Here is a 12,402-nt window from a genome sequence, read left to right on the forward strand (position 1 = left end):
GCGTAATAAAGGGGAGCCAGCCTACCAATGTAGTACATTGGGGCTGGCGAGGGGATGCTGCGCCCCCCTTCGAGCCCCCGGCCTCTCGCGCCGCTGACGGAGCAGCGGACGCACGGGGGCGCAGCCCCCGAACCCCCGCACCGGTGCGCTCCTAACGCAGCGGCGCACCGTTGTGGTCACCCGCGCCCCTCGGGCGAAGCAGGCCGCCTCCGAGCCCGAAGAGGCACCAGGCTGGTCAGGACGGAGGAGACAGCTACTGTGCCTTCGAGAGAGGAGCGAGATGACCGACATCAACGAAATCGGGGCGACCGCATTCGTCATCGCGTCCATCCGCGCGTTGGAGGATGAAAAGCCGGAGCCTCTGTTCAGCGACCCGTATGCCAGATGGTTCTCCAACGAGCGCGCCCGTGGCGCCGCGCGGCAACTGGACATCGCCTTTCCGCCGTCGACCACCATGGTCCGCTTCCGCACCCGCTACTTCAACGGCTTCGTCGAGCGCGGGATCGCGGCCGGCGCCCGCCAGGTCGTGCTGCTCGGCGGCGGCTTCGACATGCGGGCCCACCAGTACGGCAATCAGGACATCGCTTTCTTCGAGGTCGACCAGAAGGCCATCCTCGATTTCAAGCGTGGGATTCTGGGGCGGAGCGGACTCGCTCAGCCCCCCTCGCTCCTCACCAACTACCTCCACGCCGACATCCCCTCCAGCCTCGCGGAACTCGGCTTCGCCCCGGCCGCTTCCACGCTGATCGTCTGGGAAGGCAACACCATGTACCTGCCTCCCGGGAGCGTCGTGCCGTTCCTCGATCGCCTCGCCGATTCGATGCCTTCGTTCCGCATCGCCTTCGACTACTTCGCGCTCGACCTGCAGGATCGCGAATCCATAGACCCGCAGGACCGTGAGCGCATTGAGGGGGTGGAACGGGCGATGAGCGCCTCATTCCCCACGGGCTTTTCCGACCTGGCCGTGTTTGAGAACGAGACGCCGCTCAGAGTCGTTGAGTCGGGTTCGTTCTCGGAGTTGGCCGAGGAATACGGGCAGACGGAGACGGTGGCCGCCTACCCCGAGGACTGGCGCGAGACGCTCAAGCTCTATCGGTATTGCGTCTTGGAGAGGGTGCGGCGGTAACTCCCGGCAGGCCCACAGCGCCCGACCGCCTCCACCCGACCGGGAAGGCGGAAATGCTGAAAACCCGAACCCGGGTTGTCCGGCTTAAGCCGACCTGCCCCGGGGGAGGTCGCTTTGCTGGATCTGGTGCGGGCCACCGATCCCTTGGGTCAGGTAGCGCGCCCAGTCGTTCATCAGGATACGCCGGCGCTCGAACAGGTCGGAGCGGGCATAGGCCGCCTCGACCCGGTTGCCGACCACATGCGCCAGGGCCGCCTCAATCACCTCCCGGGGATGGCCGGTCTCTTCGGCCGCCCAGTCCCGGAAGCTGGAGCGGAACCGGTACGGCACGGCCGCAATCTCCTGCTCGCGGACCAGCCACCGCAGCTCCTTGTCATTGAGCGGCTTCCCCTGCCCACGGGTGAACACCAGAGGACCGGCTCCCTGGCCTAAGGTCCGTGCCGCCTCGAGAATCTCCAGGGCACGTCCACACAGCGGCACCCGGTGCTTCCGGTTCGCCTTCATCCGCTTGGCCGGGACGGTCCAGACACCAGCCTCCCGATCGATCTCCTTCCACTCGGCCCACCGCACCTCACTCCACCTGGCCGCCGTCAGCACCAGAAACCCGAAGGCCGGCTTGGCCACCTCCGGCGCCACCGCTGCCTGCACCGTCCGGATTGCCACAGCCACCTCCCCAAGGGGCAAGGCCCGCATGTGATCGGTAACGTCATGTCGGGCACCCAGAACCGGGCCGATCCGGTCGCAGGGGTACTCCATGGCCACGGCCCATTCCAGGACCGTCCACAGGCGCTGGCGCACCCGCCGGGCGCTGGAGGGCTTCCGGTGCCAGATAGGGGTGAGGATCTCAAGCAGGCCGGCTCTGCTGACCTCGGAGACCGGCATGCTGCCGATGTGGGGGAATGCGAAACGCCTCAGGTTGGACATCCACTCGCGGTCGTAGCACCGGCCGCGCCATCCGTCCCGCTTCTGTTCCAGCACACGCGAGGCGGCTGCGGCGAAGGTGGGGATGCCTTGGGTGCGGCGTTTCTCGGCAAGGGGGTCTCCACCCTCACGAGCGAGCTTGCGGTTGACCAGCACCTTCTCCCTGGCCGCGGCCAGTGGAACCAGGGCGTGGCTGCCGAGACCGAGCCCCCGGCGGCGGCAATCATCCCCGGTGTTCGATCTCAAACAGGTCGGGGCCCATCCAGCGCAGTTTGGACGCTGAAGGCTCTTCAATAAAGCGCCGCAGGATACTGGAGTTAAACACTATCCCAGTCGTTGCCCAGCGAGCCGGTGAAAAATCTGCGTAGGGAAGGGGCTTCAGGAAGACAGCGGGGGTGGGTTGATCCCCTGTCGGGGCAGGAAGGGATGGGCGGCCACCTGAGGCTGGAAGGATTGGGCCCAGCGCCCGGGAATGGCCAGGCCGCAGCTCGGACAGTTTCCCTCCGGAGTCAGGTGGTACCCTAAGATAAGGTAGCCGAACCGCACGATCAGCAGGGTCCGGCAGCCCGGGCAGCAGGAGTGCTCCAGATCCCCCACCCGGCCCGGCCGGTTGCCGGCATAGACGTAGCGCAGTCCCTCCTGCCGGCCGATCTCGGCCGCCGCCACCAGCATTTCGGCGCTGGTATTGTCGGGGTCGGTCAATTTGTAGTCCTGGTGAAAGGCGGTCACATGCCAGGGAATATCGGGAGACACGCCCGCCAGGAAGGCCGCCAGCCGCCGGACTTCATCCTCTGAATCGTTGAAGCCCGGTATCAGCAGCGTCACGATTTCCAGCCAGAATCCCTGCCGGTACAGGCTGGAGATGGTCTCCAGGATCGGCTGCAGCCGCCCGCCCAGTCTGCGGTACTGGCGATCCCGGAAACTCTTCAGATCCACCTTGTAGAGGTCCACCCAGGGTTTGAGGTATTCCAGCACCTCCGGAGTGCCGTTGCCGTTGGAGACGAACCCGGTGGTCAGGCCCTCCTTGCGGGCCTCCCTGAACACCGCCACCGCCCACTCGCTGGTGATCAGCGGCTCGTTGTAGGTGCTCACGATCACCCTGGCCCGCTGCCTCACGGCCGCCCGGGCCAGGGCCTGGGGCGTGGTCCTGCGCGGGGGCGCTACCGCCGCCGGGTCTCGCAAGGCCTGAGAGGTCACCCAGTTCTGACAGTAGGCGCAGTGCAGGTCGCAGCCCAGCATGCCGAAGCTGTAGGCCAGCGCCCCGGGGTAGGCGTGAAAGAAGGGCTTCTTTTCAATGGGGTCGCACTGCACCCCTCCGGTATATCCCCAGGGGACCATCAACTTGCCGCCCCGGTTGAACCGAACCCGGCAGACGCCCGGGCGGCCCTCGGGAATCGGGCAACAGTGCCCGCAGGCGTAGCAGCGGATGCGTTTCTCATCCAGCCGCTCCCAGAGCTCTCCCTCCCTCACCTTCTGTTTCAGGACGTTCTGCAGATTGGGCATCGGATCTCACCGCCGGTTCGAGTTCGGAGCGGATCTGCCGTACCGGTCGCCGCCGACCCCTCAAAGGATCATTCGTAGCCCTCGGAGTCAGCCGTGCTTTCTCCCAGGGGAGCCGGCCGGCGTGGGCGCCGTTCGGCGGGAGGCTTGGCCGGCTGGGGGCGGACCCTTGGCTTCGGGGTGGAGGGTGCCGCCTTTGTCAGGCTCGCAGGTTCCACCTTTCCGGCTCCCAAGCCCTTTTCCTCCAGCACTTCGCGGATCATGGCCTTGATTTCGCCGGGATCGGCGCCGACCGGCCGGGTGGCGAAGGCCTTGCTGGCCTCGCCGAAATAGAGGGAGCGGTGGGGGAAGGGAATCTCGATGCCCAGCTCGTCGAACCTTTTCTTGATGCGGCGATTCATCTCCCGGCCGACCATCCACTGCTTGATGGGCGCGGTCTTGATGCGGGCCTTGATCATGACGGCGGAGTCGGCGAACTCGTCCACCCCCATCACCTCCAGCGGCGCCAGAATGAACGAGCTATAGGTCTCCTCCTGCATCATCTCGTCGGCCAGCTCCCTGACCACCGTCGAGACGTGGTCGGTATCCTCCTTGTAGGCCACGCCGATGTTGAAGACGTAGTAGGAGTATTCCTGGGTCATGTTGGACAGGGTGTTGATGGTGCCGTTGGGAAAGATGTGAACGGTGCCGTCCAGGCTTCGCAGCACGGTGGTTCTCAGGTTGATCTGCTCCACCAGCCCCCCGGTGCCGTTGATGATGGCCACGTCGTTGACACGGACCTGGTTCTCGAGCAGCATGAAGAGCCCTGAAATCACGTCCCGTACCAGGTTCTGAGCCCCGAAGCCGACCGCCAGCCCCGCCACCCCGGCGCCGGCCAGCAGCGGTCCCACGTTGAAGCCCGCTTCCTCCAGGGCCATCATGAAGACCACCACCCAGATCAGCACCACCACCGTCTTTCGGAAGATGCCCCCCAGGGTGGCCGCCCGTTTCTCCAGCTCAACGTCCGGCTCGTGCCGTCGGGATTGCATGACTCTGACCAGCCGCATCCGCAGCTTGGGCACGTAGTGATGAATCATGCGAGAGGCGATCCAAGCCAGGAGAAACAGACCGGTAATTTTGGCGCCCGCACCCGCATAGCGAGTCGCGAACTCGCCAATTTGAGTCCAATCGATCAAAGGAGCACCTCCTCGGTTTCCGCGTGGCGGTGGAAGCGGTCGCCGTCCGCCATCGGGAGACTGCACAAACGGGTTTGTCCCGAGAACCGTGAGCGGTTGAGCCGCCCCGGATGCCGACAAGGAGAAGGCTTGCGCTCAATCATCTGCGCCGGCGTCCTCTTCCGTCTCCTCGTCCAGCACGGCCAGCACTTCTTCGGCATCCGAAGCCTGGTCTTCGGGGACGTGGATTCTGGCTGCGAAGCCGTGGCGGCTCAGGCCCGCCCCGAAGGGTCCCAGCGGCAACAGCGTCGAGGCTTCCTCGCCCTGCACCGTGTAGTCGATGCCGGCATCCTCGAGCACCGACTTGACCAGCATCAACAGGGACACGTCGGTGGTCTCGAATACCATCACCCAGCGCTGGGGGCCGGACTCCTGGTCGGTGGTCATCGGAGAATTCACCCGGGGATTGGAAGGCCGCTAGCCGCTTGCTGCCTTTATGCTAGAATGAACCCCTGCTTAGGTGCAAATAGACCCGAGTGTAACCGAAAAACCGGGGACTTGGTTTGAGCCCGAGAGCCCTTCCCATCCTTGTCTTCATGTTGTCCGCCGGCCCGGCCCAGGGACTGGCGGCCGACGCCCCACTGCCTGAAAAAGCCCAGGCTGTCCTGCAGCAGCATTGCCTGTCCTGCCACGGGGAGGCGCGCATCTCGGGCCTGGATCTCCGCCAGCGGGAGACCCTGCTCAAGGGCGGCGACAGCGGTCCCGCCATCGTTCCCGGGCACCCGGAAGAGAGTCTGCTCTACCAGGCTGTCCTTCAGTCCGGAGAGTTGAAAATGCCGGTGGGCGGCGCTCTCTCGCCGGATGAAGTGGAGGTCCTGAGAGAATGGATCCGGGCGGGCGCTCCCTGGGAGGAAGATCCTCATGGTTCCAACGGGATTTCCAACTGGTGGTCGTTTCAGGCGTTGGGCGACCCCGAGGCGCCTGAGGTGCGTAATCCGGGCTGGGTTCGGACGCCGGTGGATGCCTTCGTGCTGCACAAGCTGGAGGAAAAAGGCTTGGACCCGGCGCCCCGCGCCGGCAAGCTGATGCTGCTCCGCCGGGCCAAGTTCGACCTTCACGGCCTGCCCCCCACCGAGGAGGAAATCGAGCAGTTTGTCGGCGACAGGGCTCCCGGGGCCTTCGCCCGGCTGGTGGACCGCCTGCTGGCCTCGCCCCGCTACGGCGAACGCTGGGGCCGCCACTGGCTGGACGTCGCCCGCTACGCCGATTCCAGCGGCCTCGACGAAGACATCACCATGCCCTATGCCTGGCGCTACCGGGATTACGTGGTCGACAGCTTCAATCGGGACCTTCCCTACGATCGATTCGTCAAGGACCAGATCGCAGGCGACCTCTATCCCTCCGGCCGACCGGGGCACCCCAACGTTCGGGCCGTGCTGGGGACCGGGTTTCTGGCAATCGGCCCCCGCGCCATCGCCCAGCAGGACAAGACCAAGATGGTCTACGACCTGGTGGACGAGCAGATCGACACTCTTTCCAAGGCCTTCCTGGGACTGACCATCGCGTGTGCTCGCTGCCACGACCACAAGTTCGACCCGATTTCGACCAAGGACTACTACTCCCTGGCTTCCATCTTCGCCAGCACCCGCAGCTTCGGCGTCCTCATACCGCCCGACAAGAAGCCGCCCTTCGTGTCCAAGTTCTACTTCGAGCCCCTGGTTCCCAAGGAGGTCCACCAGCGCTACCGGAGCCACCAGGACAAGATCAAGGGGCGGGAGTCACTGATCGAGGCACTGGTGCTGACCGGGGTCGCCGGGAATCTCGAGGAAAAGCTCTATCCCCTTCTGGCCGAATACATGTTGGCGGCCCGGCGTGTCTACGGGCAAGGTGAGTCCCTGAAGCAGGTGGCGGAAGCGGAGGATCTGGACCCGCAACTGCTGCAGCGCTGGATCGAATACCTCCAACCGGGCAACGCTTTTCGTCCCTACCTGGAGAAGTGGCACCGGGCCGAGTCCTCCGAACTCGCCAGGGTGGCAGGGGAATACCAGGATCTCTTCGACAGGTTGTCCGGAGGGTGGCACCAGCGCCTGCGTCAATGGAAGCAGAAGGTGGAGGTGGCCGTTCGGGAGGGCAAGGCCCCCCGCAAGAAACCGGCCTTCTTTGACGAGTTCATCACCGTGGAGGGTCGCTTTTTCAACTCGGTGATCAGTCCTCCTCCCAAGGCCGAGGGGACCAAGGCGGACAGCGGACCCTTCGGGATTCAGGAAGAGGATCAGGAAGAGCTGCTGCCCAAGGAGACACGGGACCGCATCGGCGAACTGAGAAAAGAGGTGGAGCTTCTGGAGGAGTCCTCGCCTCCGGAGCCACCCCTGGCTTCCGCCGTGGCCGAGGGGGAACCGGTCGACCAGAGGGTGTTCGTCCGTGGCAGTTACCAGACTCCTGGCGATCCGGTGGCCAAGCAGTTCCCGGTGGTGCTGGCCGGAAGCCGGCAGACGCCGATCACTCAAGGCAGCGGGCGCAGGGAGCTGGCCGAGTGGCTGACCCGAGCAGACCATCCCCTGACCAGCCGGGTGATGGTCAACCGCATCTGGCAATGGCACTTCGGCGAGGGCCTGGTGCGCACTCCCAACAACTTCGGCACCACCGGCGAGAGACCCACCCATCCTCGGTTGATGGACTACCTGGCGCGCCGATTGGTTGAGAGCGGATGGTCCCTCAAGGCCATGCACCGGATGCTGCTGCTGTCCAACACCTACCAGCAGAGCAGCCAGGCCTCTCCCAAGACCATGGAATCGGACCTGGACAATCGGCTATGGTCCCGAGCCAGACGCCGCCGGCTCTCGGTGGAGGAAATGCGGGACGCCTTCCTGGCGCTGGACGGTTCCCTGGACCTGACCCTAGGAGGGTCGTTGGCCTCCCGGAAAATGGACTATGCCCAGAAGGGTCCGGAACAGGCCTTTCATCCCAACGAAACCCGCCGGCGCAGCCTCTACGTTCCGGTCATTCGCAACAAGATCCCCGGTGTGATGAAGCTGTTCGACTTCGCCAACAGCTCCTTGAGTTCGGCCAGGCGGACCGAGAGCAACGTGGCCACCCAAGCGCTCTACATGATGAACAGCGAGAACGTGGCCGATCGGTCGCGCTCCCTGGCCAAACATTTGACGGTGGGCGATGAGGGGGAGGATTCCGGGCGTGTTCGCAGGGCCTACCTGATTGCCCTGACCCGGCTGCCCACGCCCCAGGAGGTGGAGGAGTCACTCGCCTACCTGCGGAATTATCCGGCAGGGACGGGGAAGGACGAAGATTCCCGTCTGGACGCCTGGCAGAGCCTCTGCCGGATTCTGATGACCTCCAACGAGTTCAACTTTGTCAACTGAGGGAACCATGAATCTCCCATCCCGACCCATTTCCCGGCGGGCCATGCTGCGCCGAACGGCCTGCGGATTCGGAGCTCTGGGATTGCAGGCCCTGCTGGCGCAGGACGCCGGCCTGCTGGCCGGCTCCGCGCCTCGCAATCCACTGGCTCCCAAGCTTCCCCACTTCAGCCCCCGGGCCAAGCGGGTCATCTTCGTATTCATGCACGGCGGCCCTTCCCAGGTGGACACCTTCGACCCCAAGCCCCGGCTGGACAGGGATCACGGCAAGCCCATCCCCTTCAAGCTGTCGCTCCAGTTCTCTACCGAGGATCTGGGCGGCCTGATGAAGTCGCCCTTCGCCTTTCGCCGCTACGGTGAGAGCGGCATTCCGGTCAGCGATCTCTTTCGCCACGTGGGAGCCCACGCCGACGAGCTGTGCGTGATTCGCTCCATGGTGGGCGAGGGGGTGGACCATGGGGCGGCCCTGCTCCAGCTCAACACCGGCACGCTCAACTTCACCCTGCCCAGCATGGGGTCCTGGATCTTTTACGGCCTGGGGACCGAGAACCAGAATCTGCCCGGTTATATCGAAATCAAGCCCTCCTATTACCACGGCGGGGCCAGGAACTGGCATTCCGGCTTTCTGCCGGGCGCCTATCAGGGGACTCCCATCGGCAACGACACGGTCAAGGTGCCGGATATTCAGGACAACCCCATCGAGCACCTGACCAGCGGAAACCTGACCTCGGAGCAGCAGCGCTACGAGCTGGAGATGCTGCAGAAGATCAACCGGCGCAACGCCCTGGACAACGATTTCGATCCCAAGCTGGAGGCCCGCATTCAGTCATTCGAACTGGCCTTCCGCATGCAGATGGACGCCCCGGAGATCCTGGATATCAAGGGGGAATCGGAACCAACCCAGAAGCTCTACGGTCTGGACGACAAGCGCACCCATGACTACGGCTGGCAGTTGCTGCTGGCACGCCGGCTGGTGGAGAGGGGTGTGCGGGTGGTGCGATGCTGGCACAGCTACAAGTGGGACCAGCATAGCGATCTGGCGCGGCTGCACGCCCAGAACGCCCGCGAGGTGGACAGGCCCATCGCCGGACTGTTGACCGACCTCAAGGCCCGCGGGTTGCTGAAGGATACGCTGGTGGTGTGGGGAGGCGAGTTCGGACGCACGCCCTTCGCCCAGCACGACGGCCGCGACCACAACCCCTACGGATACACCATGTGGATGGCCGGCGGCGGGGTCAAGCCCGGAACCACCTACGGCGCCACCGATGAATTCGGCTATCACGCCGTGGAGGATCGCATGCACATTCACGACCTGCATGCCACCATCCTCCACCTGCTCGGCCTGGATCACGAGGCCCTCACCTACCACCACGGCGGCCGCGATTTTCGCCTGACCGATGTCCACGGCGTGGTCGCGAACAAGATCATGGCGTGAGCCGCTGAGCCCGGCTCCGCCTGATTCCTCCCTCCGGGCTCTCCCCCCTCGCAGGTCATGACCGAAAGAGAGATCCTGATCAAGGCCGTCGATCGGGCCGTGGCCCAGGGTTGGCTGGGCATCCGGGACATGGGCTATCGTTACGACGGGGCGATCCTCCACCAGGGAACGGTCCGGGTCAACGCCTCCCGATTGGATAACAAGAGCTGGCTGTTCAACCACCCCGACCGGATCCTGCTATCCGAAGAGTTCGCCGAAGCCTTCTTCGGCAGCGACCCCCACCATTGGGTGGCCCTGGTCCACTGTTCCCGTTGCCGAGTGGAATTCGAGTCCACCGACACCGAGTGTTGCTGGCAATACCACCTGGACCAACTGCTGCTGTCGCCTCAACCCCTGAAGTATCTGGAAAGTTTTCTCTGAGTCGCGCCGTCGCACGGTCCGGAGTCGAGCCGGAGGGGGTAAACTCGGCGTCCCCTACTTTTTTGTGGAGGCATTGCTTTCCGGGAGGGGTGCTTTCTATGCGCCGCATTCGCGGCTAGGTTGGCACGGAACCCATACGACCCCGGGTTGACACCCGGGGCTACCCTGAGCCGCAGCTACGCAGCTCTATAAGGATGGCCCGTAGGTGGCGTCTTGCCGGGTAACCCACCTCAACCGCAGCTTCGCAGCTCTCACCGAACTCGCAATGCTGCAAGGGGGAAGGTGCTTGTTTATTGGAATATTTTCCCGGGGGGCAGTCCGGGGATTCCAGTCGAGCCGCGAAGGCGGCGGCAGCAAGTAGCCCCGGAAGCAGCACCCGAAGGGGACTGCATGGCGCGATGATCGCCGACAAACCCTTGGCTATCCAATGGACTCCTGCTCGACTTCGGATTGGCGGGACTTGTCCTGAAGGTCGTAGAGGGAGACGAACTTTCCCTCATAGGTGGGAATGGGAAACTCGTTCATGGTAAAGCGGGCCACACTGCGGTGCTGCCCCCGGACCAGGCGGACATAGGCCTCGCTGGTGGCGGTGTTCTGGCCGTCGTAAATGCGGAAGGCGTCGGCAGCCCGATAGCTGAGAATGAGCGTTCGCCGCTGGTGGGAAGAGGTGTTGGGCGCCGAGGCATGGGGAGCCATGCAGTGCATGAAGATGGCGGTTCCGGCTCCGCCCTCCACAGACACCGCCCCGGATCCATCCACGTGTTCGGTAACCCGTCCCTGGAAGAGGCCGTCCCGGGTGTGGCTCAGCAAGGGCCCGGTGTGGCGGCCCGGGATGATCTTCAGGCAGCCGTTGCTTTGGCTGGCATCGTCCAGATAGAACAGGACCGCCAACGAGTCCCGGTTGGTCAGAGGATAGTAGGAAAGGTCCTGGTGCCACTCCACCACCGAGCCCACGTCGGCGGGCTTCATGTTGATCTTGCTGTACTGGATCAGCAGGTCGGGCCCCAGAAGCTGCTCCACACAGTCCAGCAGCCTGTCCGAATACGAAAGGCGCCCGAATTCCGGAAAGTGGTGGCAGGGCTGGTAGATGCGCCTCACCCGGTTCCCCTCGGGGAGCTGGGCCGGTTCCATTTCCATCAGGGTGCTGTCGTGGTTCGCCAGGGTGTTCCCGGCGCAGATACCCTCGATTTCTCCCCTGAATCGGTCGACCTCCCCTTCGGGCAAAAACCCCTGGCAGACGGTGAAGCCGTCGGTGCGGTATTGGCGGACCTGCTCTGGGCTCAGCATGTTTTCCTCCGTTTCCAATGAGTTAGGCTACAGGCAACACCCGGTCGAGGGCAAGCAGGAACCCAAGCGGAGCCCCCTTCGCAGCCTTCACCGACTCCCTGCCCTTTGGGACGCTTCCCGCTTCCAATCCAGGCGCAGTTGCTGGTAGATCCGCCTGGCTTCGGCCACCCGGCCCAGCACCCCGTGCCCCGGCAGCCGCTCCAGCGGCGCCGGCAACCAGCACAAGAGACCAGCCAGGATGATTCCTCTTTTCACGGCCATGCTCCTCCATTCCGCCCGAGAGGCAGTTTATCGCAACCCTCCGGACGGTTGCCAGGTTGGGGGTGTGGGTCACAGCCAGGGCGGTCTGAAATAGAGAGAGAGCCCGACTTGATCTCTGGTGACATATCTGCCACCATATCCCATGCAAAGCAGAAATACCCGGCCGATCTCTTGGATCAAGGCGGCCCGCAAGGTTTTCGACGGCTTCCCCAATGGGGCGCAGGAAAAGATCTTGCGGGTGCTGACGGTCGCGGCCGAAGGCCGCAAGGCCGACATCGCCAAACCGCTGAAGGGTCTCGGGTCCGGTGTATTTGAGGTGGCTCTCAAGTACCGTACCGATGCGTATCGGACGGTTTACGCTCTGCAATTCAAGGGGCGGATTTGGGTTCTACACGCCTTCCAGAAAAAGGCGAGGTAGGGCGTAAAGACCCCTAAGCAGGATATCGATCTCATCCGCGAACGGCTCAGCCGCTTGAAGAAGGAGTTACGGCAGTGAGCAAAACAGACGACGATCTTGAGTTGGTGCACGGCAGCGGCAGTGTCTTTCGTGACTTCGGCCGCGCTGACGCCGACGTACAGCAGACCAAGGCACTTCTAGCCGCCAGAATCATCGGTATTCTTGACGATGAAGGGCTTTCGACGCGCAAGGCCGAGAACCGCACAGGTGTCAGTCACGCGGACTTTACCCGTATTCGCAACGTGCAGCTTGACCGTTTCACCATTGACCGTCTGATGACCGTGCTCTACAAGCTCGGCCAGCACGTAGACGTGCAGATCCACGTTCACCCGCGCATAGGCGCTGAAAAAGCACCGGTATCGGCGTGAGTTGTCTGCCGTTTGAACAACCGCCCCGGGACCTCGAGGTTGCTGTCCCAAGACCGAGTCCCTGTGAGCGAAGCGACCGCACGGATAATGGGCAACAAT

Annotated in this window: 11 protein-coding genes and 1 pseudogene; 6 read left to right on the forward strand and 6 right to left on the reverse strand. The window is 64.1% G+C overall.

The window, feature by feature from the left end:
* Window positions 1-280: 280 nt before the first annotated feature.
* A complete protein-coding gene (locus OXI69_06995) occupies window positions 281-1,126 on the forward strand; it encodes an SAM-dependent methyltransferase (protein MDE2665879.1) in 846 nt (281 codons plus the stop codon).
* Between the two features lie 84 nt (window positions 1,127-1,210).
* Here the strand turns inward: OXI69_06995 and OXI69_07000 are convergent, their stop codons facing one another.
* The 4 genes from OXI69_07000 to OXI69_07015 form a co-directional block, all read right to left on the reverse strand.
* The gene (locus OXI69_07000; protein MDE2665880.1) at window positions 1,211-2,293 is read right to left on the reverse strand and encodes a site-specific integrase; all 1,083 of its coding nucleotides are present in this window, start codon (window positions 2,291-2,293) and stop codon (window positions 1,211-1,213) included.
* A 132-nt stretch (window positions 2,294-2,425) separates the two neighbouring features.
* Window positions 2,426-3,550 (reverse strand): AmmeMemoRadiSam system radical SAM enzyme, encoded by a 1,125-nt coding sequence (gene amrS, locus OXI69_07005; GenBank protein ID MDE2665881.1) that lies wholly within the window; start codon window positions 3,548-3,550, stop codon window positions 2,426-2,428.
* A 68-nt stretch (window positions 3,551-3,618) separates the two neighbouring features.
* Window positions 3,619-4,722: a mechanosensitive ion channel family protein gene (locus tag OXI69_07010; protein MDE2665882.1), complete on the reverse strand. Its 1,104-nt coding sequence runs from the start codon at window positions 4,720-4,722 to the stop codon at window positions 3,619-3,621.
* A gap of 135 nt (window positions 4,723-4,857) precedes the next feature.
* A complete protein-coding gene (locus OXI69_07015; GenBank protein ID MDE2665883.1) occupies window positions 4,858-5,148 on the reverse strand; it encodes a DUF2007 domain-containing protein in 291 nt (96 codons plus the stop codon).
* A gap of 116 nt (window positions 5,149-5,264) precedes the next feature.
* Between OXI69_07015 and OXI69_07020 the strand changes: the two genes are divergently transcribed.
* Genes OXI69_07020 through OXI69_07030 form a run of 3 tightly spaced genes read left to right on the forward strand, consistent with a single transcriptional unit; the run spans window position 5,265 to window position 9,930 of the window.
* Window positions 5,265-8,078, forward strand: a complete 2,814-nt coding sequence (locus OXI69_07020; protein ID MDE2665884.1) for a PSD1 and planctomycete cytochrome C domain-containing protein — start codon at window positions 5,265-5,267, stop codon at window positions 8,076-8,078.
* 7 nt (window positions 8,079-8,085) lie between these two features.
* Window positions 8,086-9,510, forward strand: a complete 1,425-nt coding sequence (locus OXI69_07025) for a DUF1501 domain-containing protein (GenBank protein ID MDE2665885.1) — start codon at window positions 8,086-8,088, stop codon at window positions 9,508-9,510.
* A 57-nt stretch (window positions 9,511-9,567) separates the two neighbouring features.
* Complete coding sequence (locus tag OXI69_07030; GenBank protein ID MDE2665886.1) at window positions 9,568-9,930, forward strand: hypothetical protein; 363 nt, start codon at window positions 9,568-9,570, stop codon at window positions 9,928-9,930.
* A gap of 420 nt (window positions 9,931-10,350) precedes the next feature.
* On the opposite strand, the gene OXI69_07035 is transcribed toward OXI69_07030, so the two are convergent.
* Both OXI69_07035 and OXI69_07040 read right to left on the reverse strand, forming a co-directional pair.
* On the reverse strand, window positions 10,351-11,217 hold the full coding sequence (locus OXI69_07035) for a phytanoyl-CoA dioxygenase family protein (GenBank protein ID MDE2665887.1): 867 nt from the start codon (window positions 11,215-11,217) through the stop codon (window positions 10,351-10,353).
* An 87-nt stretch (window positions 11,218-11,304) separates the two neighbouring features.
* Window positions 11,305-11,472: a hypothetical protein gene (locus tag OXI69_07040; GenBank protein MDE2665888.1), complete on the reverse strand. Its 168-nt coding sequence runs from the start codon at window positions 11,470-11,472 to the stop codon at window positions 11,305-11,307.
* A gap of 148 nt (window positions 11,473-11,620) precedes the next feature.
* Here OXI69_07040 and OXI69_07045 point away from each other — a divergent pair.
* Window positions 11,621-11,974 (forward strand): annotated as a pseudogene (locus OXI69_07045) (type II toxin-antitoxin system RelE/ParE family toxin).
* On the forward strand, window positions 11,971-12,303 hold the full coding sequence (locus OXI69_07050) for a helix-turn-helix transcriptional regulator (GenBank protein ID MDE2665889.1): 333 nt from the start codon (window positions 11,971-11,973) through the stop codon (window positions 12,301-12,303). Before OXI69_07045 ends, OXI69_07050 begins: the two are co-directional and overlap by 4 nt.
* Window positions 12,304-12,402 lie beyond the last annotated feature (99 nt).

The organism is Acidobacteriota bacterium (assembly GCA_028875575.1).
In the GTDB taxonomy this organism is placed as follows: domain Bacteria; phylum Acidobacteriota; class Terriglobia; order Versatilivoradales; family Versatilivoraceae; genus Versatilivorator.